Raw genomic sequence first — 23,897 nt, 5'->3', positions numbered from 1 at the left:
GTAGAAATAATTTAAGTAGTTCCGAATCATTTAACATACTACAAAAATATCATTTATTATTTTGCTCCCCAACTTTTGAGACTGAGCCGAATAATATCATCATCAAAAACAAGGGCCATCTTAAATAATACGTGATTAAATGGTTAAGAACAAACGATAAAATAATTTTGCTAAAAACCAATATAAGAAGTATAAAAAGCAAATTCATCTTTCTAACTATTGTCTTTTTATTATTTACAATAATCATAAAAATCAATTAAAAAATAGTTTGGTAAAATTGAATGTTTTCATTTTGAACTGTTATTATAATAACCTTAAATATCATGATGCAATAATAGCAAACGTAAAGCTCCCAAAAATTATAAGTATTATCTATAATGATGAATATTCTATGAATTCTACAGTACAAACAACCCAATAATCCACTAACAACAAGCATCTTAAGTTCGTATCAATAGATTTGTGTATTTTCTTAATTATCAGAAATATGAAGTTAATAGTCTATTAAAAACCTTTCACTACTTTCCTAATTTATCTGATGAAAAAAGTATCCATCCCAATTTCTGCGACGGATTACTTTTTTACCACAAATTAATTAACAATTAATCATATTTTTCACCTTGAATTGCAGTAAATTGCCTTTAAAATTGTGCGGTTTTTTAGAGTAAATATATTCTCATTACGCAGGATGAGATTGTAGAATTTGAATATTCTCTAAATCCTGATTGCGTTTTTTGATGAAATCTATTGGGCGAATTCCATTTATTTCCTGAAAAAGATTTGAAAAATTTGTTCTCGAAGCGATTCCACATTTTTCTGCTAATGTCTCAATTTTGTAGCTTAGATAAACCTTATCATTATACAACTTATTGGTAATATAATTGATACGAAGTTCACTTAGATATCTATTAAAATTCACTTCTTTATATTCGTTGATTACCTGCGAGAGATAATTGGAATTTGTATTAAATTTTATTGCCAACTTATTGAGCGTTAATCCGTTTTCTATAAATTCGGATTTTTTCTCAAAATTATCCAATTTTAAAAGTAAATCGTTAATTATTACATCACTTAATCCCGATTTTTCTTCCCCATTTGGTTTTACTTTAATTTCCTCTGTAATGATTTCTGCAGAAGATTTATTAAGAATCTTTTCTTCTAAAATTTTATAATTTGCTTTAATTTTTTTCTCATTCCTATATTTTATCATTAAAGCAAACGTAAGGGCTATTAATAAAATAATTAAACCCACAATAATCCAAATACCCCAAGAAGTTGCTTTTTCTAACCTTTCTTTTTCTTCGGTTAAAGCTTCTGTATCATATTTTTTATGAATTGTTGATGCGAGGTAAGAAAAGTCTTTTGATATCACACTATCAGCCTTCAATAGTTGTTTGGTGTAATACAGTTCTTTTTTGAGCTCATTATCTTTTTTATAGTAGTTAATCAACAACTCATAATTTTCACGAAGTTCTGGGAGTATAAAGTTATGTTTTTGAAAAATGGAGTCTACCTTATTAAAATGTAGAATTGCATTTGGATAATCTTTAAGAGCTAAATATGATTTACCTATATAAAAATATACGACCGTTGCCCAGGCAAAATCATTAATATTGGTAATTGGCTTTATTGATTCATGAAGCAAAGCCAATGAAACTTTATATTTTTTTTTATGATATTCATTAATACCCTTTTCTTTTAGAAAATAACCGTATTCCTGTTGGTAATCTTTATTGTTTTTAGTATGTTGAAATCCTATACCTAGAAGAGAATCTACCGCTTTATAGTTATTTAATTTTCTATAAGCTACAGTCATCTGATGAAGACTATTGTAATAACCTCTTTTATTATTAAATACAATATTGGGATGAACTTGTTCCGTAGATTTTAATTGAAAGTGGGCTTGTGTTTTTTTAAAATGAATTAAGGCTTCCTGGTTATATCCTAAATAACTTTTCACCACTCCCATATGATAAAGAATAGCATTTTTTAAGAAATCATCCTGTGAGCTTTTAGAGTACTCATATGCTTTTAAATATTCTTGCAAGGCAGGTTGATACTTTTTATAATTAAAATAGTAGACCACTCCCTTTCTTAAGTAAGCGTCACTTATCAAATCTGTATTACTAGATAATTTGGCGGCAAAAATAGTACTGTCGGCGTATTTCAATTTGGCATCTGCAGAAGAAGAATAAAATATGGCATCATTATATCCTTCTACCAAATGTGGGTAATCTTTTTCTTTTTTAGCCAACGAAATATACCCTTTCAAAAACCGGAAAGCAGTAATGTCATTTTCAGAATAATTTTCGTATTTCTTCTTTATTTTATAGAAATCACTATACGATTCTTGTTGTGAATAGAAAATGTTAAAAATAAATAAAAGCAGAATAAAGTAAAACCTGTTCAAAAATTCGGATTAAAAGATGAAATATTTATCCTATAAAAGTAACTAAAATCTAATTAAAATAATAAGAAAACTACACTTTAACATCATAAAATTCGAATTATTAATATACACATTCAAATTAATGATAATCAATAGTTTAACATTGAGCTAATTCATTAATTAGCACGTGCTGATTCTACAATAAGTACTACAAAGGTTTTCGTAAGCGGGCAAAGCGGTCTAAATTCGAAGTCTGAATTCAAAGATAAAACCGGCCGGGATAACCTTTCAAAACAATGTAGAAAAATGAAAACGCTTATCTCAATATTTTTAGTTTTAACCATATTAATATCATCAATATCCTGTAGGGTTCAAGATGATGATTTTGAAACAAATGAAATTGTAAGTAGTACAGAATTACAATTAGCTAGCAAAAAAAACAATGACACTGCTACAGCCAAATTCATTAATGACCTAGGAGACCCTCCCCCAAAAAACGGAACACAATGGAGAATAAAAAAATAAAACCATAACCATAAAAACTTCAATTACAAAAGCAGCCAAATTTTAAAAACGAGTTTCTCACGTTTGGTTGCTTTTTCACATTTTTTAATTTGAAGAATCAGCTATGCACAAAAAAAATATCCAAATAATCTTTAATCAATAATAACACACCAAAAAACATAGTCTATAAAACCATTAATCAAAAACACTGAAGCTGATAGTTTTTACACCATAAAGCCTCTTTAAATTTTAAAAAAAGAGCTTGTATAACTGAGGTATTTACCCAAAGCTGAGAATGAACTGACTTTACAAATTAACTCGCTCGACTATGAGCAAAAAAAATGTAAAAATCAGCAATAACAAAGAAAAACACAACATCAATATCATTCTCAGCCCATGGGTAAAATAAAGTAAAGAGGGTGTTATAAAAAACATTTCATCCATAATAACACAACAAGGGGCTTGTATTTAAATTCTAGGTAAATTTTCATTTCTACAAAGCCCAAATAATAAAAGCTGTAATAATTAAATTACAGCTTTTATATTTTCGACGAAATTCTTTTTTAGAAAATCCTAAACTAAGATTACTACAAATTTCGTATGTTTTGATTTACTTTTTTCTACCCTACCCTATCATCTCATAAGAAACCTGAATCGATCAATATTTTTAAGCGCAATACCTGTTCCGCGAACTACCGCTCTTAATGGATCTTCAGCTACAAAAACTGGCAATCCTGTCTTTCTATGAATTCTGTCTGCTAAGCCATTAAGTAAAGCTCCGCCTCCTGCAAGAAAAATTCCTGTTTTATAAATATCTGTGGCAAGTTCTGGTGGCGTAATCGAAAGCGTTTCTAATATAGCGTCTTCAATTCGTATCAGAGATTTATCTAAGGCTTTAAAAATCTCCTTATAATTGACGATGATTTCTTTTGGCTTACCTGTTAAAAGATCTTTTCCCTGTACAGAAATATCATCTAAAGGAAAATCTAATTCTTCCAATGCAGAACCAATCTCTATTTTTATTTTCTCAGCAGTTCTTTCACCAATGTCTAGATTGTGCTTTGTTCTGATAAAATAAGAAATATCATTATTAAAAACATCACCTGCTAATTTCAAGGATCTATCGCAGACAATTCCTCCCAATGCGATTACAGCTATTTCGGTCGTTCCACCACCAATATCAACAATCATATTTCCTTCCGGACTTTCCACATCAATACCCGCTCCAATCGCCGCAGCCATTGGCTCATATACCATAATAATCTCTTTGGCATTGACTTTCTGCGCAGAATCTCTAACTGCTCTTCTTTCTACCTCGGTGATTCCCGAAGGGATGCATATAACGATTCTAAGTGCAGGCTGAAAAAACCGGCCCTTGATCTGAGAGATCTGTTTAATAAACTCTTTGATCAAATGCTCAGAAGCGTGAAAATCTGCGATAACACCATCTTTCAATGGTCTGATAACTCTTATATCCTCATGGGTCTTACCCTGCATGAGTTTGGCTTCTTGTCCTACAGCAATTGCTTTTCCGGTCAAGCGGTCTATAGCAACAATAGAAGGTTGATCAATAACAATTTTATCTTGGTATATAATTAGGGTATTAGCCGTTCCTAGATCCATGGCAATCTCTGCCGTAAACATATCAAATATCCCCATTCTTACATTAATTTATAGGGCATAAAAATACGGCTATTCCTGATATTTATAGCTAAAATAAACTACTTAAGAAGTTAAACATACGTTAAAATTACAGATGTAGAACCCCTTAAAATTCATTTTCAAAAAAATAACCTTATTATAAGAGCCAAATTGAATTTTATTATTCTAAATTTTTTATAAATATTCAGCTTTATAACATTCTTATTGATTGTATAGATTATTCGTTCTAAATATTTTATCTTGGTATTTAAGACCTGTAATCACAAAAAACATTTAAAATGAATCTACAAGCTGAACAATTTTTTGAGAAAGCAAAAAAATGGAAAGAAGAATTCTATTTGTTGCGTGAAATCGTTACTGAAAATGATTCTCTGGAAGAAGATTATAAATGGATGCACCCTTGCTACACATTAGAAGGAAAAAATGTGGTCCTCATTCACGGTTTTAAAGAATATTTTGCCTTACTTTTTCATAAAGGGGCATTGATGAAAGACCCTGATCACATTTTAATTCAACAGACTGAAAATGTACAATCGGCAAGACAAATCAGATTTAAAAATATTGATGAAGTAGAAAAACAGCGAGCAATTATCAAAAAATATATTCAGGAAGCTGTTAAAATAGAACAATTTGGGCTGAAAGTAGAACTGAAAAAGGCTTCGGAATATCCTGTTCCTGAAGAATTCCAACGAGCTTTGGATGAAGATAAGGCTTTAAACGAATCATTTTATACATTAAGTCCTGGAAGACAAAAAGGATATCTGTTCTATTTTAATCAGGCGAAGCAATCGAAAACCCGCGAAACAAGAATTGAAAAATATTACCAAAATATTCTCGATGGAAAAGGAATTGATTATTAATTCAACTTTAAACTAATCTCACAGATCTTGATAATTAAGATCTGCTAAATCTCAATAATCTGCGAGAATTATATTTTTAAAAATTAAAAGAGGAGTTTCCATTTTAGAAACTCCTCTTTTTGTTGAAATAAAGAATCATTGTTATTTTTCCTTTAAATCTTTACTTATTTGGTTTTCAGCATTTTTAGCTTTCTGCTCTTGAGCTTCTTTTTCTTTTCGCTGCTGCCTTTTTGTTTTTTTCTCGGCACGTCTTTCTTCACGAATTACTTTATTTGATTTTTCATTGTACAAAGCATCAACTATTCCCTGTCCTTTTTTACTGAATATTTTCACCTGAGGTTTTTCGTGAGTTCCCGTGACAACAATCGGGAAACCAATCAGTCCTCCCGGAAGAATTCCGACGCGAACTCTCAAATCAAGCAAGCCGTTGAAGCTCGTTGTTCCGCTGATTGTAGGTCTTAAAATAGAAACTTTAAAAGTAAATTTATCAACGTGAATAAGATTATTTTTAATGTGAGTCTCAATATTTACCCCTTTCATATCAGGATTATTGAAAGCTTTTGCACCAATATTATCACCAACTTCAGAAAGCATTTTAAGATTTTTCACTTCGACATCACGAAGGTTGACCACTCCTCCACCTTCTAAAGACGGATAAATTGGGGTCATATTTTTATCAAAATCACCTTTTAATTTATAATCTAAAGAAACAATTCCTTTTACATTTTTGGCTGCTGTCGCCATTTCACGAACCATATCAATTTCATTATAAGCTCTTTGAACATCAAAATCCAAAACATTCAAAGCAATATCATAATTCGCCGTCAATGGAGATTCATCTTGATAACGGGCATCAATTTTCATTCTGCTTCCCACAACATCAAATGAAGTGTTTTTAAGAAAAACTTCGCCTTTATTGACCGAAGCCAAACCGAAAAGATTATTAAGATTCAACCCTTTAAACTCAACATTTTTCGCATCTGCTTCCAACGAAACATCTAAGTTTTTTGGAATGATCACAACGCCGCTGCTTTTTGGGTTTTCAACTTTTGCATAATCAACTTCTATTGATTTTTTTGAATTATCACCGTCTTTCAAAGCCATAAATTCATCAATGAGAATGTATCGTGATTTTAGTTTAAACTTCCCATGAAGCGTGCCTTTTCTTTCAATAAAATAATTGATGGTGTTTAAAAGATAACCGTTCAAAGCAAAATCTGACTTTCCATAATTCGCAAAAAACTTTCTAAACCACATTTTTTCATTCTCAAATTCAAAGTTTCCTTCTTTAATGTAAAACGATTTCGGAAGATATTCTGTCGTAGCTTTTATATTTTTTAAAATTAAATTTCCGCGATTGTCTAATCTGCTGTACTGGCCTGTTGTTGCATAACTTTGTCGGCCATTCAGAGACAAATCTGCCATAATTAAACCGCTTACATCTAAACCTTTTTGGGCAAAAACTTTATAAATTCGCCCTACATTCAAAGTACCTTTTGCACGAACTTTATACAGAACATCTTCAAAATTCTGCAGATCTGCTTTTACAAAAACAGGATTTCCTTCAAAATCAAATTTAAAAGGATCTAATTTTACCCCTAAACTTTTGAAAGTTCCATCTGTATTGATAATATTTGCAACAATATTGATATTCTGGATCGGATTTGGATAATATTTTGTTTTCAGCCAACCATTTTTAAGATTAAGATAACCGTTGGTTTTTGGGAATAATTTTTTATCTAAACTGAAAATCCCATTAGCTTTGATATTGGTGTCCATTAAACCTCTTGCATCGATATCTTTTAAACCTAAAGCCTGGCTCAAAGTCTGCAAATTAACTGCGCCTTTTACATCCGCATTGATTAGCATTTGATCTAAACCTTTTGTTTTTACAACCGCTTTAAAATTATTGTTTGGTCCAAGATCGAAGCTTAAGTTTTTCAAATCAAGTCCTAATTGTTCCGTATTTAAATCTGGCAGATCTACATTAAGATCCATATTAAAATTATTCATAGGAACCGGGGCTTTTCCATTAGAAACGAATCCATCTTGTACCATCAATCGTGCTTTCAATCTTGGTTTTTGATCTTGCGGCTCACTAAATCTGCCTTTCAGACTAAAAAACAAATCACTTTTTCCTTCAATTTTGGTGTCTTTTGCCCAGTCTAAATATTGAGGCGGAAGTACAGAAATCATATCACGGATTGTGGTTTTCTCAGATGCGGCATTGATATCGAGATTGTAACCATCTTTTAGAATACTTACAAAACCTGTAAATTTTAAAGGAAGTTCATTAATTCTCAACTCATTTTTTCTCAACACAAAAGTCAACGCATTGGTATTAATCCTGGTAATTAGATCTGCATGTAAAGTTTTTTGTTTGGCGTAATAAATTCTGTTTAAACTGAAATCTAATTTGTTAATATCAAGGTCTGTAGTAAGGTCGAAAATATCTTCACTTAATCCTCCTTTTCCTGTATAATTCAATCCTTTTGCATCAACCAAAACTCTTGCTGCGTGATCGTTATATTTAATATTCCAGTTTCTTAATTTAATCAGATCTAGCTTTATGGAAGCTCCTGTACTTGTTGTATCTTTTGATTTTTCTGACGGTTTTGAAACATATACATTATAGTTTGCCTCACCTTTTGTGTTAACGAAAACGTTGGCATAAGCGTCTGTAACATAAATCTCATCGATTTTCACTTCTCCGTCAAAGATTAGATTTTTAAGATTAATTCCGACTGCCACTTCTTTTGCAGCAAGCAAAGTATCATTCTGAAAAGGCTTTGAACCTTTCAATAAAAAATCATCAACAGAAACCGTCAATGAAGGAAAATGTCTGAAAAAAGTAAGATGTGTTTTTTTATAATCAAGTTCACCTGCAAGATGCTTATTGGCAAATAATTTTACCTGCTCAGAAACTTTTCCCGGAAATAAAATCGGAATGGTGAACATCAAAAAAAGAATGGAGGCGATTGAAATCCCTATCCATTTCAGAATTTTTAGAATTATATTTTTAAACCTATGCATGGTTAAATTATTTTGTGATTATACGTGCGAATTCTACAATAATATTTGATTATTATCTAAAATCGAGCCATTGAAAACCTTTTATAGTTTATAAAATGCTTTATATTTCTAGAAAAGATTCGTCATTTATATTCGTTGATGTAATATTTTGATGATTATGGTTGTTAATGAGAATATAAGCCACACACTAATGACTAAATATCAAATCTTTTTATTATTTATTTTCAATTTTGTATTTTTTTCTGCGCAGCAAAAATTTAATATTAACGGAACTATTTCAAATAGCAATAGCACTAATTTGAATACACCGATAGAGATCTATTTGTATGACAACGAAAATCAACTTATTAAAACCACTGTTACACGAGAAGCTAAGTTTGAGTTTAATGACTTGAAATCAAATACCTATTATCTTCAGGTCTCTTCTGGTGAAACGATGCAAAAAGAAAAACCATTCTTACTGAATCGCGATGAAAATTTCAATATCATTTATCAGCCAAAAATAAAAGAGATTGAAGCGGTTACGATCGTCCGTGAGAAGAAAAAATTCACCGTAGAAAACGGAAATATCACATTAGATATCACAGATTCGCCTTTAAATAAAGTAGCAAGTTCTTCAGAATTATTAGCCAAATTACCTTTTGTTACGTTGGATGCCAATGGCGAAGGCATTTCAGTTATAGGTAAAGGAAATCCTTTATTGTATGTTGACAATCAGCGGGTAGATTTTTCTACTTTGTCTGGAATTTCAGTGGAAGATATAAGATCTGTTGAGATCATTAGAAACCCTTCGGTAAAATATGAATCTGAAGGTAAAGCGGTGATTAAGATCAATTTAAAAAAGAGCAAAAGAGATGGTTCTAAATTCTCAATATCTGAAACAGCAACATTTCAAAAACGATTTAATAATTATTTGAATGCCAATTTTCAGCAGAAGAAAAATAAAACAGAATGGAAAATGAATGCGGCCTTCAATGCGCTTCAACATTGGGAAAGCAATGGTTACAATTACGCCGTTCCAAGCAAAAATATTTCCTCAGATTATACCATTGTTTCTACAACCGACCGGCCTCAAACTATTTTTGGAGCCAGTTTGTATCAGGAATTAAATGATGACGGAGATTATCTTACTTTGTCTTTCAACAGTAATTTTCGTCCGGATAAAGGTGATAACAACACCAATACAAAATATTCTGAGAACGGAATCACTTCAAATATCTTAACCTTGAATCATCAAGACAGCAAAAGAGCTTCTATTAACTCAATTTTCAATTATAATAAGAAATTAGCAGACTGGGATGCTAATATTTTCACAGGATTTCAATACACCAGAGAAAGCCGCAACGTAGATTATGAATTTCTTAATAATATTGATGATTCTGGATATGAGTTTAGCCAGTTCCGAAGACAATTGTATGCAGGAGATGTCTATTCCGGAAGAATTGATTTTGAAAAAAAGCTTAATGAAAATTATAAATTAGAATTGGGGACGAGCTTTACAAAAGCAGAAACTACTACTGATAATGTTACCAATTACGCTGTTGTAAAGACATCCGAATTTTTTAATTACCTTTTTAAAGAAAGCAATACCGGATCTTATTTGAACATAAGTACAGAAAAGAACAGATGGAACCTTAAAGCCGGGATCCGTATGGAAACCACTTCTGCCAAAGGATTTGATAATATCTTAAAAGATACTACTCTATCCCGAAATGCCGTTGACTGGTTTCCCAATGCGGAAATTTCTTTTCAGCAAAATAAAGACTATGTTTATACCTTAAACTTCAGGAAAACAATCTCAAGACCCGGTTATGGCAATCTTTCTTCAGGAGGATTATACGGAAGTCCGTACATAGAATATGCAGGAAATCCTAATTTAATTCCTACGTACACCAATACGCTTTCCTTTAATGCAAATTTAAAAAAATGGTCTTTGAATGCCTCAATTTACACCAGCAAAGACCCAATGGGTTATACTTTGGTTTATAATGATTTAAAAAACGTTTCTACATTTTCATTAATCAATTTTGAAAAAGAAACTGGGGCAAGTCTGGGTCTAGATGTTCCTTTTGAATGGAAGATTTGGTCTTCACAAAACAGCATGTCTGTCAATTATGGTAAAACAGAAGACAGCTTAGCGGTCATTAAAAGATCTACCCCTTATCTATATATTTACACCAACAATACTTTAAAGATCGCTAAAAACTTTTCGTTATTGGTGGATGGTTCTTACATCACCAAACGTACAGAAGGTTTATATGAAAATAATGCCGTTTGTGTTGTCAATTTCGGGATTACAAAGTCTCTGTCTGATTTTGATTTTACATTCAGATATAATGATCTTTTTAAGCAGATGAATTATATTCAAAGCATGACGTATGGTAAAATTATTTCTACCGGGAATTTTTATGGGAATACCCCAACCGTATCATTGGCTGTAAAATATAATTTTGGAAGGCTTGAAAAATCGAGCTACAAAGAAAATAAAGTAAATGAAACTTCAGACAGGTTGTAAAGAGTCTCAATAAAAAAGGTTTATCTGCGCATCAATACACAGATAAACCTTTTAAGTAATTTCAGGAAAATAATTATTTCAGATTTGTTTTAAAGAAATTTTCCAGTTTATCAAACGGAATAACATCTACTTTGTCATACAAATCAACGTGCACCGCATTGGGAATAATCATTAGCTCTTTTGGCTCAGCTGCAGATTTGTAAATATCTTTACTCATATATTTAGAATGCGCATTTTCTCCAGCAATTAACAGTATTGGTCGAGGCGAAATTTCTTTAATATAACTTAACATCACCGAATTAGCAAAAGATAAAGAATTGGTTGTCGTCCAACCTTTATTTGAATTTAATGAACGTTCGTGATAACCTCTTGGTGTTTTATAATAATCAAAATAGTCTTTTACAAATTGTGGTTCATCCCCTTTTATTTTATCTGGTAAATGAGTTGTTGGGTAAGCAGGAAAACCATTTTCGGCATCTTTCCAACGTTGTTGGCTCATTTGCTCTAAAGCTTTTGTACGCTCATCTCCTGTCATTTTATCATAATAACCTTTCGCAGTTACTCTTGAGATATCATATGCACTCGTTGTTGCAACCGCCTTCACTCTTTTGTCAACAGCAGTTACATTCAGAGCAAAGCTTCCGAATCCACAAATTCCAATAATACCAATCTTGTTTCTATCCACATTTTTTTGAAGACCTAAAAAATCTACAGCTGCACTAAAGTCTTCGGTACTCAAATCTGGGGAGGCAATATTTCTTGGCTCACCACTACTTTCTCCTGTATAAGATGGGTCAAAAGCGATGACTGCAAAACCTCTTTCTGCCATTTGATTCGCGTATAAACCTGATGATTGCTCTTTTACCGCACCAAAAGGACCACTGATTGCCAATGCTGCTAATTTTTCATTTCCCACATTTTTTGGAAGATACAAATCTCCACTCAAAGTAATTCCGTATCGGTTTTTGAAAGTTACAGCGGTTCTGATTACGTTATTGCTAAGTTTGAATGTATAATGTTCTGTCGTATTCATTTTCTTTGAATTTTTATCAGATGATTTTTGCTTAGTTTGAGCCGAAAATTGACTTAAAGACAATATTGCTGCAGTAAAGATTAAAGTAAGTTTCTTCATTTTATTTTTCTTTATTAGCTTCATTAAATTCATCATCTGTAACAGGTTTTAACCACGTTACCTGTACATCTTCTTTAAAGTTGGTAATGGCAATATGGGTCATCGATGTTTTAGCTGATGCACCGTGCCAATGCTCAACATTTTCAGGAATATTTATAACGTCTCCTTTTTTGATGATTTGTGCCTGTTTCTCTTTTTCCTGATAAAAGCCGGAACCTTCCGTCACAATCAAAACCTGACCTTTCGGATGTGTATGCCAATTGGTTCTCGCTCCAATTTCAAACGTTACTGCGCCTGCAGAAAATTCATTATTTTTATCTTTACTTACCAAAGGTGATAAAAATGCATTTCCGGTAAACCATTCTTTGGGTAATTGGTCGCCTTTCGGAAAAAGTGCTGTGGTATTTTCTTGATTCATTTTTTCTTGATTTTTGTTATTACACGAGGCTATTGTTATCACTATGAATGCAGATAGCAATAATATTTTATGATTAAATTTAAATAATTTCATTCTCAATTTTTTTAATGATTTTTGCAGGAATTCCACCAACAACCACATTGTCTGGAACATCTTTGGAAACCACGGCTCCGGCCGCAATTACAGCATTCTCACCAATTGTAACTCCTGGTAAAATGGTAGCATTTGCGCCAATCCACGCATTTTTTTTAATGTGAATAGGCTTGCCAATTAGTCCGTTTCTTAATTTCGGATTTAATGGATGATTTTCAGTAATAAGACTCACTTTCGGACCTATCAATACATTATCTTCAATCGTTATTCCGCCTAGTGCAAGAAAAGTACAGTCGAAATTGATGAATACATTTTTACCAATATTGATATTCTTGCCGTAATTGATATAAAGTGGCGTAAATACTGCAATATTTTGAACTTCCTGATTTAAAATTTTGCTCAATATTTTTGTAATGTCATCAGAATCTGATGAGTTATTCATTTCTATAAGTAATTTTTTGACTGCAAAAGATTCATCTCTCAATCGGGGTATTTCCGGGTCATTGGGTAAGATTGTCTCTCCCCTCAATAATCTTTCAAAAATATCTAGTTGAGGCGTTAAAGTATTCTGTGAATTAGGCATCTTAAATTGTTTTGATAATAGAATACAAAGGTATTACAGCTTAGAAATAAGCCGTTAAAGATTATCAAACCAAAAAATAAGAATTTCAAACCTCAGTTAATCGAAAAGACTTGGGATTGGTTCCTGTTTGTTTCTTAAAAAAGTTGTTGAAGTAAGTGGGATATTCAAATCCGAGAGCATAGGCAATTTCTGAAACACTCCAATCTGTGTGTTGCAAAAGTGCTTTTGCTTCTGTGATGATGCGCTCAGTAATATGATTTGTGGTTGATTTTCCGGTTATCTCTTTTACAGCACGATTTAGATAATTTACATGTACATTCAAATGTTGAGCATAATGTTGTGCTGTTTTTAGCTGAAGAGGATTTGCTGTTGTTTCAATTGGAAATTGTCTTTCCAGTAACTCCAGAAAAACTGAAGATAATCTTGAAGATGCATTTTTATTTTGTTCGTAATTTTCAGAGGGTTCCATTTTGAGAGATTCGTGAATAATAAGACTGATATAGTTTCTAATTAATTCATCTTTATACACATAATCACTTTCTTGTTCGGCAATCATTTTCTGAAAAATAGTATTGAGAAAATCTCTTTGCTCAGATGTAATTTTTAAAACCGGAGTTCCGCCAATCTTAAAAAAAGAAGACTGTTGTAAGCTCTCCGAGCGTTCTGAATTCTTAAAAAATTCAGCAGAGAAAAGAATTGTATATCCCACATATGTTGTAGAAATTGTTTCCCAGGAATAGGGAATATGCGGATTACCAAAAAAGAGAATTGTACCCTCTTGCTCAAAGGTTTTATCTGAATAATGAATCTTGCTTTTTCCGGTTGTAAGACAGATTTTATAGAACTCTTTTCGGCTATAGGTACGTGTATTATTGCTGTCACTTTCAATTTGAAATGCTTTAAATCCCTGAAGCTTCAGTTCACTATTAAATTCTGAAATTACTCTGATTACCTTCTCTTTCATTTGATAAAGTTAAGAAATTCAAACTTTAAAATAACATTTCATGCTCTTAAGTTTACCATCCACTCAGGAATATTTATTTTATAATGAAACATAAATATTGTCATTTAAAATCATTTATATAATTTTACATAATCAGCTATGTAATTAATTATGGAAATATTCAACCGTACAGGAAAAATGGCTTTAGGAAGCAGATTAAGATTGCTTACGAGCAAAGTCACTGAAGATGCAAGTCAAATTTATGAATTGTATAATATTACAGGATTTTCTCCAAAATGGTTTCCCGTTTTTTTTGTTCTCTCTGAAACAGAAGAAATAACCATTACCGAAATTGCTAAAGAAATTGGCCATTCGCAACCGTCTGTTACAAAAATCATCAAAGAGATGGCCAAGGCAGGCTTGGTTAATGACAAACTTAACTCCAATGACAAACGAAGAAACGTTGTTGGTCTTACAACTGAAGGAATTTCTTTAGCTAAAAAAATGATTGAAGAACAATGCGCCGATATTGATGTGGCGATTGACGAAATCATCAATGAAGCAACAAACAATCTTTGGGAAGCATTGGCAGAATGGGAATTTTTACTGGAACAAAAATCTTTATTAAAAAGAGTAAAAGACCAAAAAAAGCTGCGTGAAAGTAAGGATGTTAAAATTGTAGAATACGAACCCAAATATCAATCAGCTTTCAAAGCTTTGAATGAAGAATGGATATCAACTTTTTTTGAAATGGAAGAAGCTGATTATAAAGCATTAGACAATCCCAAAGAATATATTCTGGATAAAGGCGGAAAGATATTGGTCGCGCTTTATAAGCAAGAACCCTTAGGGGTTTGCGCTTTAATAAAAATGAATGACCAAAACTACGATTTTGAAATGGCAAAAATGGCGGTTTCTCCAAAAGCTCAGGGTAAAAACCTAGGTTGGCTTTTGGGGCAGGCCATTATAGATTCAGCGAAACAATTGGGAGCATCAAAAATATATTTAGAAAGCAACACCATTCTGAAACCGGCCATTAATTTATACCAAAAAATGGGTTTTGAAAAGATTGTAGGCCATCAAACGCCTTATAAACGCTGCAATATCCAAATGGAATTAAATTTGAAAAAATAATAAGTTTTAAGAAATATAAAAGCTGGAGTTATTGCTTCAGTTTTGTTTTTTAAACAACTTTTTAGCTTAAAAATAAATAATTGACTATCAAATAAAAAGATTAGTTTAAATTTGAACTTGATCTGTCTTTATATAGTCACGAATTAATGTTTTTTTAATATTCGTCAACAATAAACACATCACATCACCGTTGTTTAGGCAGATTTAAAGATTTTATTTCTCAGTGTTTTGAAGAATAAATATATTATTGATTAATAAACTCTTTATTTAAATTCAAAAATAAACTAAAAAAATTGATACAGAAAACTTACCTAAAAACTGCGACAACCATTGCTGCAGTCTGTTTCAGCTCGATTGTTTTTGCACAAGAAAAATATTCGATAAGCGGCACAGTAAAAGATAAAAAGAATGGCGAATTGCTCCTCGGAGTGGTCGTAAAAGTTGCTGAAGACCCTACTATATCAGTTGTAGCTAACGAATACGGATTTTATTCGCTCTCAGTTCCCAAAGGTTCTTATACTTTAGTGGTTTCCAACCCTGGTTTTAAAGATTTTCAGCAAATAATTAATGTTGAAGATAACGTGAAGCAAAACCTTCAGTTGGATCAGGAAGGTGAAGAAAGAACAGCCAAAATTGACGAGGTTATAATTTCCGGTGTTAAAAAAGATAAAAATCTTTCATCCGCACAAATGGGAACCGAAACTTTAAGCATTAAACAAATTGATAAACTTCCCGTTTTATTTGGTGAAAAAGATGTGATGAAAACCATTCAGCTTTTGCCCGGGATTAAAAGCAGCGGTGAAGGAAGCAGCGGATTCTCTGTGAGAGGTGGCGCAACGGATCAAAATTTGATTTTATTGGATGAAGCAGCAGTTTATAACGCTTCGCATTTGCTTGGGTTTTTCAGTACATTTAATAGTGATGCACTGAAAGATGTGAGCATCATCAAAGGAAACAGTCCGGCTCAATATGGAGGTAGACTTTCCTCTGTTTTGGATGTAAAAATGAAAGACGGAAACAACAAAGATTACAACGTCAACGGAGGAATTGGTTTAATAAGCAGCCGTTTGAGTGTGGAAGGACCTATTCAAAAGGAAAAATCTTCATTCATTGTTTCAGGAAGACGAACATATGCGGATGTTTTTCTTAAAGCAACAGACGATTTTAAAGACAGTAAGCTGTATTTTTATGATTTAAATTTAAAGGCCAATTATCAAATTAATGATAATAACCGTTTATACTTATCGGGATATTTTGGAAGAGATGTTTTAGGTTTGGGCGATACTTTTTCGACAGATTGGGGAAATACAACCGCTACTCTACGCTGGAACAGTATTATTAATAGTAAATTATTTTCTAATACTTCATTTATTTACAGTAATTACAATTATAATGTAAGCTTAAGCAGCAACAACAATACTTTCGGATTAGATTCTGAGATTGAAGACTGGAATCTGAAGCAGGATTTCTCTTGGTTTGCAGGAAATAAGCATTCTGTGAAATTTGGTTTACAGTCTATTTATCATACGATTACACCAAGTAGTGCATCGGGAACGAGTGTAAGCAGTTTTCCGAGAAACCCGAGATATTCTTGGGAAAATTCAGTGTACATTAATGATGATTTTAAAGCGACGGAAAAGCTGACCATCAACTATGGAGCAAGATTGGCAATGTTCTCTGTTTTAGGTGGAGATACTTTCAATACCTATGAAAACGGAGTTTTAACAGATTCTGAGTATTTAGAAAAAGGAAAATTCGGGAAAACGTATGTAAATATTGAGCCTAGAATTACAGCTAATTACAGAATTAATGAGGTAAGCAGTGTTAAAGGAGGTTATTCCAGAAATACTCAAAATTTACACTTATTAAGCAACAGCGGAAGCGGAAACCCAACCGATCAGTGGATTGGAAGCAGTTACACTGTAAAACCTGAAATTGCAGACCAGATCAGTGCAGGGTACAGCCGAAACTTCAACAACAATAATTACGAACTGAATGCAGAGATTTATTACAAATCAATGCAAAATCAAATCGATTATAAAAACGGAGCACAAATTTCATTCGATACAGCAGCAGATGTAGAAAGTGAATTGCTATTCGGAAAAGGTAGAGCTTACGGTTTAGAATTGATTGCCAAAAAGAAAAGCGGAAAACTAACCGGGTGGATTTCTTATACTTTATCTAAAACCGAAAGAAAAATCAACGGAATTAATGATAATGAATGGTATGATGCGAGACAAGACAAAACACACGATTTGTCTATTGTAGCAACATATCAGCTCAACCCAAAATGGTCTTTCTCTGGATTATTCCTTTACAGCACAGGAAATGCAGTGACTTTCCCAACCGGAAAATATGAACTGAACGGACAAACCGTTTTCCAGTACAGCAGCAGAAACGCAGACAGAATGCCTGCTTATCACAGAATGGATTTGAGTGCAACCTATGAACCAGAATCCAACAAACGTTTTAAGGGTTCTTGGTCTTTCGGAATTTACAACGTTTATGGAAGACAAAATGCGTACACCATTACGTTTGAAGACAATCCAAATAATCCAGGAACAACAAGAGCGATGCAGACCTCATTGTTCCGTTGGGTTCCGAACATTACTTATAATTTCAAATTTTAATTTATAGTAATTTAACAATATATTTTAGATTTAAAATTTTAGTATTCAACTAATCTCTAAGATCTAATTTCTAACTTCTATTTAATTTTATGAAAAATATATTTTTAATCATATTATCCTTCTTTTTGGTTACCTCTTGTGAAAAAGAGATTGATCTCGATCTAGAAGATCAAAGCGGAAGTATCGTTATTGAAGGAAATGTAACCGATCAGACTGGTCCATATTACGTGAAAATTACAAAATCGGTGGCTTTTACTCAAGCCAATCAATATCCGGCAATAGAAAATGCACAGGTTGTTTTAAGTGATAATACCGGGCAAACCGAAACATTACAATATGTTGGAAACGGAAGATACCGAACATCAGCTTTTGTAGGACAATCGGGAAGAACCTATACTTTAAAAATTCAGGCAGAAGGAAAAGAATATACTTCAACAAGCACAATGCCCCAAGCAGTTTCTTTTGACGGATTAGATCAAGACTCTTTTACCGTGGGTGGAGAAATCAGTTATACGATTTTGCCTATGTTTACAGATCCTCCTGCTTTAGGAAACCGTTATTTATTCAGCTATATTGTAAACAATAAATCTAAAAAATATTTCTCAGAATTTTCGGATAATGTGAACAACGGAATGCCTAATCAAAGACCTTTAATACTTCCTAACGATGATGGTGAAGATCCTGATGATGTAAAAGTTGTAGTTGGCGACACCATTCATGTAGAAATGCAGTGTATCGACAATAATGTATATACTTTCTACTCAGCACTGCTTCAGCTTATGGGAGGTGGTGCCGGAGGCGGCGTTACACCAGCTAACCCACCCAGCAATATTAGCAATGGCGCTTTAGGATATTTTTCTGCACATACAGTAAGCAAAAGAAGTATCGTTATTGAGTAAGAAACCAGAAAAATTTTAATTTAAAGCTATTTCATTAATTTGAAATAGCTTTTTTATTGAGCTGATTTTTAGAAGATTTAATACAGTGCATAAAACGTTAACATTAATTAACACAATTTAAATGTAACGAATATTCCCATACCGGTGTCTTATAATTAAAATATAAAACTTTTAATGAAAAAAATATTAGCACCGATTGCTTTATTAATAGGAACACTCGCTTTTTCACAAGCTGCGAAAGATACCATAGAATCAAAAAAAGTAAATGAAATAGAAGAAGTCACTTTTGTTGCAAGAAAGCCAACGGTAGAATCTAAAGTTGACCGTACCGTTTTTAATGTAGCCAATAGTTCTATTCTTGCAGGAAATACGACTTGGGATGTACTTAGAATGACGCCTTTGGTAAGTATTGATAACAATGATGCTTTGAAAGCAGAAGGTGAATCTGTTACCGTTTACATCAACGATAGAAAATCTGTTTTTACCGGCAAAGAACTCAAAGAATATTTACAGACAATGCCTGCAGATAATTTGATGAAAATAGAAGTGATTACAAGCCCCTCTTCAAGGTACGAAGCCTCAGGATCAGTGATTAACATTGTTCTGAAAAAGCGTGATGATGAAGGACTAAAAGGAAGTGTAACCTTCAACAACAGACAAAATACTCAAAATTCTCAGTACACCAATCTTAACCTGAATTATCATAAAAAAAATTTCACACAAACACTTGTCGGAAGTTACAGCGACAACGTATGGGTGCAAAAAAACTCATTACTTAATACTTTATACGAAAATAATGAGGTTGCAAAAATTGATAATGATATAATTTATAAAGGTAAAAACCCTTCTATTTCCTCAACTTCTGAATATGAAATTAATGATAAAAATAGTATCGGGGCCATTTTTGAATTTTATAAAGGAATAAGAAGTAACAACTCTGAAACCAATGCTATAATTAATGAAAACGGTAATTTTGATCGTTCGTATATTCAAAATCAAACTTCATCATCTACAAATCCGACTTTCGGAACGAATATTTTTTATAAATATTACGACAAAGAAAAAAACAGAATTTTAGATATTAGTTTAGGATCCAATTACGACGCAGAATCTGATAACAGTTATTTTATTAAAAATACTTTAAACAAACTAGGTGCAGATGAAATTGGAGTCTTAACTGATGTTGAGAACCGAAATTATTATGTAAAAGTAGATTATACCCAGTCTTTAGGAAAATCGGGAGGAACATTTGAAGTGGGTGGGAAGATGAATTTTAATAATAATGTTATTTCCAATTCATTATATGGGACATTACCTGATGGTCTGAGCAAAAATGATACATTCCGCTATGAAGACAATATCAATTCATTATATGCTAATTTTTCAAAAACTTTTTTCAAAAAATTAGAGACTAGAATTGGTATTCGTTACGAACACATCGATTATAAAATCGGGCAGGATATTGCAGGAACTTCAAGAAAAGATTCATACGGAAGTTTCTTACCCAATTTATTAGTTAAATATTCATTTTCAGATAAGTACGACTTAAGCTTAACCTATAACAGAAATCTTTGGCGACCTTGGTATTCTGAATTTAATCCATTTTTATTACCCCGAAATGACGGATTGTACACCAGAGGAAATATGGATTTGAATCCAAATCCCAGTGATCGAATTTATATGAAATTTGGCTTTCTGAAAAAATACTTTCTTTCGGCAAGATATACCTTTACCAATCAGGACTATTGGACTGATTATGTCATAGAAAACGGAGCAAAACCGGAGGACAAAAAAACCATTTCGCAGGAAAGTAATTTTACAGGGAATGTTCACAAATATTTTTTATATGCCAATACCAATCAATCTTTCTTAAAAAATAAATTAAGTGTAAATATGAGTTTCGGTTGGAATTATATCGACAACAGCGATTTTAATGCAAAAAACAAATTAAAAGGAGATAGTTATTTAAGCTATTGGGCTGGTTCTACCAACTTAACGTACACCAATCTTTTTAATAAAAACATTAATTTGAGCGCATGGGTAGAAGTTTCAAATCAGAATAATGGAAATTCTTATGCCAACACAACAAATATTTTTCATAATATTTCGGCAACAAAAATTTTCCCAAAAACTCAGATGGAATTTAGCTTGCAGTTGATAAATATTTTCGGAAGACCAAATTTCGATTCGACTTCATTTACCCAAATCGGTACATTCAGAAATTCATCGAAATCTGATTGGTATGGGTTTTCATTAACATTTGTAAAAAGATTCGGAAACCAGAAAGTAAAAGAAAATACCAAAACCGATGTTGAGAAAAACAGCGGTGGTGGAAAATAAGAAGTAGTTTATTTTATCATTGAAACGGATAGTGAGTAATTCATTGTCCGTTTTTTTTATTGAAATAATAGCATTTTTTTGCAAATACGACTTTTACCAATAAATAAGGGAATTCTATATGTGAAAGCAAAATAAATTTATATGCAATTAATACACCGATTTAAAATAAAAACTGTTAATTTTTTATAAAAACTCTGTATGGCATAAAAATTATTGTATTTCATAATAAAACACCTTGAGATGGAAGTTACAGAACAAAATAAAGATATAATAGAATACTATTTGTCTTTGAATGTACAGCAGCATTTTGGTATTGATATTGATTTGAAAGATGAATTTACCTTTACAGAAAATATCGTTTCAAAAAAGATTATTATTGCTTCTACTTTTTCTGAGAAAATTTTGTCGAAGCCGGAAATTAAAGAATTTTTATCTGCTTTAATTAGTGATATAAATAACGACATACAACCCCGAAAACGCTCAAATTTAGATGACGAGCCCATGAAAAATGTAGTATAAAAAAAATCCCTTTCCGTAAATGAAGAGATTTTTAGAACGAAACGGAAATTATGCTAAGCTTTTTCTTGTAAAAACATCGCAACTTTTTCTTCCAAATCATCAAGATTAAAAGGTTTTGCAACATAATCATCCGCCTGAGCTTCTGCCGCCAATGCAACGATATCGTTATTTGCCGTTACGTAAATTACCGGAATAGATTTAAACTCTTCATGGCTTTTTAAAAGTTGGGTAGCTTCTACTCCACCAATTCTGGGGATCCAGTTATCCATAAGAATGACATCAGGTTTAAAACTTGAAACCTTTTCGATAATATCATGAGATGTTTCTGAAATTTCGACTTCATAACCGTTTTCTTCAAAAATGATTGTGATTACTTCAAGAATTGTTTTATCATCATCAAAAATCAAAATTTTCTTCTTACTCATATTCTTTTATTTAACTTAAATTTAGGGTTATTTTTTATAACTGATTAATATGCTCAGCTAAATTTTTAGGTGTAATAAGCAAATCATATTTTACCTCTTCTACAGCGTGTTTCGGCATATAACTTACTTCAGCCGTTTCCGGATCCTGGATCCAGACCTTACCATTGTTTTTTTTAATATAAGACAAACCTTCTACTCCGTCTGCATTGGCTCCTGAAAGCAAAATCCCGACCAAACTTTTACCGTAAACTTCTGCAGCAGACTTAAAAGTAACATCAATTGACGGTCTCGAATAATTCATCTTCTCAGAACTGTCCAGAGACATCGTTTTTTTATTTTCAAATAAAAGATGATAATCTGCCGGAACAATATAAATTTTATTTTTTTTAATATCCGTTTTATCATCAATTTCTACCACTTCAGTTGAAATAAACTGTTGAAGTAAAGTCTGCAAAATATTGGTTGACTGCGCTTTTCTATGCAAAACCAATATGATAGGAAAATTTAGGTTTTCATTAATATTTTTGATCATTTCTAAAATAACCTGCAGACTTCCTGCAGATCCACCTATCAAGACCAATTCTGTATTTGTGCCTTCAGTTTGCATGTTTAAAAATATTAATGGTGATCTATTTTTTTCCAGATTCTCTGATCATCGATCTGGTGGAAATTTTTGTCTAATTTAGAAAATCTGATCGTCTCTTTTGCTCCTAAAGCCAAAAAGCCTAAATTTTCTAAACTGTTATCAAAAAGTCTGAAAACTCTTTCCTGCAAACCACGGTCAAAATAAATAAGAACATTTCTGCAGATGATCAACTGGAAGCTGTTAAACGAGCTGTCTGAAACAAGATTGTGCGTCGATAAAATCAATTTTTCCTGCAGGCTTTTATCAAATTTTGCGCTGTCGTAATTCGCAGTATAATAATCTGAAAAATCTTTTTTCCCACCGGAAAGCATATAATTTTCAGAATATAGTTTCATTTGCTGCAAAGGAAAAACTCCTGCTCTCGCTGTTTCTAAAACCGAAGGGTTAAGATCTGTTCCATAAATCAAAGATTTATGATACAAATTGGCTTCTTTCAATAAGATTGCCATAGAATAAGCTTCTTCACCTGTAGAACAACCTGCAACCCAAATTCTGATTAAAGGATAAGTTCCCAACTGCGGTAAGATTTTTTCTCTTAATCCTTTAAAAAAATGAGGGTCCCGAAACATTTCAGTCACATTTACTGTTACTTCTTCTACAAAACGTTTCAAATATTCCGGCTCATTGATGAGCGTGTAACGTAATTCGGCAAAGCTCGTAAATCTTTCTATCAAGCAAATACGGTTTACCCTCCGTTTAAAAGAAGCTCTGCTGTACCCTGAAAAATCGTATCCGTACAGTTCGTAGACATCTTTAATAAGAAATTCTACCTCTTCATCTTTTATAATACTTGGTTCGAGCATTTTTAAGAAAGTTTTTCGAGAGCTGTTAACAATACATCAACATCTATAGGCTTTGAAACATAATCCTGTGCTCCTGCATCTAGACATTTCTGACGATCTTCAGGCATTGCCTGCGCGGTGACTGCAATAACAGGAATTTGTTTTATTTCCGGTGTATTTCGAATGATCTTTATCGCTTCATAACCATCCATTTCGGGCATCATCATATCCATTAAAACAACAGAAATATCCTGATCTTTTTTAAGCATATCAATTGCTTCTAAAGCCATTGTGGAGCTTTCGATTTGATATCCTCTTGCTTTAAGAGTTAATTTGAGGGCAAATATATTTCGTGGATCATCGTCCACGATTAAAATTTTCTTATTCATT

19 protein-coding genes are annotated in these 23,897 nt (G+C 32.3%); 8 read left to right on the top strand and 11 right to left on the bottom strand.

Annotated elements, in window-relative coordinates; all coding sequences use genetic code 11:
* Window positions 1–679: 679 nt before the first annotated feature.
* Complete coding sequence (locus AB671_RS14210) at window positions 680–2,410, bottom strand: helix-turn-helix domain-containing protein (RefSeq protein ID WP_066677730.1); 1,731 nt, start codon at window positions 2,408–2,410, stop codon at window positions 680–682.
* Between the two features lie 285 nt (window positions 2,411–2,695).
* Here AB671_RS14210 and AB671_RS14205 point away from each other — a divergent pair, with 285 nt between their 5' ends.
* Complete coding sequence (locus AB671_RS14205) at window positions 2,696–2,914, top strand: hypothetical protein (RefSeq protein ID WP_066677731.1); 219 nt, start codon at window positions 2,696–2,698, stop codon at window positions 2,912–2,914.
* Window positions 2,915–3,526: 612 nt separating this feature from the next.
* Here AB671_RS14205 and AB671_RS14200 read toward each other — a convergent pair.
* Entirely contained in the window at window positions 3,527–4,552 is a 1,026-nt protein-coding gene (locus AB671_RS14200) for a rod shape-determining protein (RefSeq protein ID WP_066677732.1), read from the bottom strand.
* A 281-nt stretch (window positions 4,553–4,833) separates the two neighbouring features.
* Between AB671_RS14200 and AB671_RS14195 the strand changes: the two genes are divergently transcribed.
* On the top strand, window positions 4,834–5,415 hold the full coding sequence (locus AB671_RS14195) for a YdeI/OmpD-associated family protein (protein ID WP_066677733.1): 582 nt from the start codon (window positions 4,834–4,836) through the stop codon (window positions 5,413–5,415).
* Between the two features lie 141 nt (window positions 5,416–5,556).
* Here AB671_RS14195 and AB671_RS14190 read toward each other — a convergent pair whose 3' ends face one another.
* On the bottom strand, window positions 5,557–8,448 hold the full coding sequence (locus AB671_RS14190) for an AsmA-like C-terminal region-containing protein (RefSeq protein ID WP_066677735.1): 2,892 nt from the start codon (window positions 8,446–8,448) through the stop codon (window positions 5,557–5,559).
* 298 nt (window positions 8,449–8,746) lie between these two features.
* Here AB671_RS14190 and AB671_RS14185 point away from each other — a divergent pair, with 298 nt between their 5' ends.
* Window positions 8,747–10,963 (top strand): outer membrane beta-barrel family protein, encoded by a 2,217-nt coding sequence (locus AB671_RS14185; protein WP_185114084.1) that lies wholly within the window; start codon window positions 8,747–8,749, stop codon window positions 10,961–10,963.
* A gap of 73 nt (window positions 10,964–11,036) precedes the next feature.
* On the opposite strand, the gene AB671_RS14180 is transcribed toward AB671_RS14185, so the two are convergent.
* The 4 genes from AB671_RS14180 to AB671_RS14165 all read right to left on the bottom strand — a co-directional run bounded on the left by AB671_RS14180 (window position 11,037) and on the right by AB671_RS14165 (window position 14,153).
* Window positions 11,037–12,095 (bottom strand): alpha/beta hydrolase, encoded by a 1,059-nt coding sequence (locus AB671_RS14180; protein ID WP_066677930.1) that lies wholly within the window; start codon window positions 12,093–12,095, stop codon window positions 11,037–11,039.
* 1 nt (window position 12,096) lies between these two features.
* Window positions 12,097–12,513 carry a cupin domain-containing protein gene (locus AB671_RS14175; protein ID WP_066677932.1) on the bottom strand — a complete coding sequence of 139 codons (417 nt, stop codon included), beginning with the start codon at window positions 12,511–12,513 and terminating at the stop codon, window positions 12,097–12,099.
* 79 nt (window positions 12,514–12,592) lie between these two features.
* Window positions 12,593–13,189 carry a sugar O-acetyltransferase gene (locus AB671_RS14170; protein ID WP_066677737.1) on the bottom strand — a complete coding sequence of 199 codons (597 nt, stop codon included), beginning with the start codon at window positions 13,187–13,189 and terminating at the stop codon, window positions 12,593–12,595.
* 85 nt (window positions 13,190–13,274) lie between these two features.
* Window positions 13,275–14,153 carry a helix-turn-helix domain-containing protein gene (locus AB671_RS14165; protein ID WP_066677738.1) on the bottom strand — a complete coding sequence of 293 codons (879 nt, stop codon included), beginning with the start codon at window positions 14,151–14,153 and terminating at the stop codon, window positions 13,275–13,277.
* Between the two features lie 150 nt (window positions 14,154–14,303).
* Here AB671_RS14165 and AB671_RS14160 point away from each other — a divergent pair, with 150 nt between their 5' ends.
* The 5 genes from AB671_RS14160 (at window position 14,304) to AB671_RS14140 (ending at window position 21,654) form a co-directional block, all read left to right on the top strand.
* A complete protein-coding gene (locus AB671_RS14160) occupies window positions 14,304–15,266 on the top strand; it encodes a bifunctional helix-turn-helix transcriptional regulator/GNAT family N-acetyltransferase (RefSeq protein ID WP_066677748.1) in 963 nt (320 codons plus the stop codon).
* Between the two features lie 293 nt (window positions 15,267–15,559).
* Complete coding sequence (locus tag AB671_RS14155) at window positions 15,560–17,896, top strand: TonB-dependent receptor domain-containing protein (protein ID WP_228390924.1); 2,337 nt, start codon at window positions 15,560–15,562, stop codon at window positions 17,894–17,896.
* An 89-nt stretch (window positions 17,897–17,985) separates the two neighbouring features.
* Window positions 17,986–18,795 (top strand): DUF4249 domain-containing protein, encoded by an 810-nt coding sequence (locus AB671_RS14150; protein WP_066677749.1) that lies wholly within the window; start codon window positions 17,986–17,988, stop codon window positions 18,793–18,795.
* A gap of 174 nt (window positions 18,796–18,969) precedes the next feature.
* Window positions 18,970–21,135 carry an outer membrane beta-barrel protein gene (locus AB671_RS14145; RefSeq protein ID WP_066677750.1) on the top strand — a complete coding sequence of 722 codons (2,166 nt, stop codon included), beginning with the start codon at window positions 18,970–18,972 and terminating at the stop codon, window positions 21,133–21,135.
* A 240-nt stretch (window positions 21,136–21,375) separates the two neighbouring features.
* On the top strand, window positions 21,376–21,654 hold the full coding sequence (locus AB671_RS14140; protein WP_066677752.1) for a hypothetical protein: 279 nt from the start codon (window positions 21,376–21,378) through the stop codon (window positions 21,652–21,654).
* 53 nt (window positions 21,655–21,707) lie between these two features.
* Here the strand turns inward: AB671_RS14140 and AB671_RS14135 are convergent, their stop codons facing one another.
* The 4 genes from AB671_RS14135 to AB671_RS14120 are packed head-to-tail and all read right to left on the bottom strand — an operon-like array spanning window position 21,708 to window position 23,875.
* Window positions 21,708–22,079, bottom strand: coding sequence for a response regulator (locus AB671_RS14135; protein ID WP_066677755.1), 372 nt, complete (start codon window positions 22,077–22,079; stop codon window positions 21,708–21,710).
* Between the two features lie 34 nt (window positions 22,080–22,113).
* Window positions 22,114–22,686 carry a chemotaxis protein CheB gene (locus AB671_RS14130; protein ID WP_066677757.1) on the bottom strand — a complete coding sequence of 191 codons (573 nt, stop codon included), beginning with the start codon at window positions 22,684–22,686 and terminating at the stop codon, window positions 22,114–22,116.
* Between the two features lie 11 nt (window positions 22,687–22,697).
* Complete coding sequence (locus tag AB671_RS14125) at window positions 22,698–23,528, bottom strand: CheR family methyltransferase (RefSeq protein WP_066677759.1); 831 nt, start codon at window positions 23,526–23,528, stop codon at window positions 22,698–22,700.
* A gap of 2 nt (window positions 23,529–23,530) precedes the next feature.
* Window positions 23,531–23,875, bottom strand: a complete 345-nt coding sequence (locus AB671_RS14120; RefSeq protein ID WP_317040121.1) for a response regulator — start codon at window positions 23,873–23,875, stop codon at window positions 23,531–23,533.
* Between the last annotated feature and the right edge of the window lie 22 nt (window positions 23,876–23,897).

The organism is Chryseobacterium sp. BGARF1 (assembly GCF_001677955.1).
Classification (GTDB): Bacteria; Bacteroidota; Bacteroidia; order Flavobacteriales; family Weeksellaceae; genus Chryseobacterium.
This window is presented reverse-complemented; position numbering and strand designations above follow the sequence as displayed.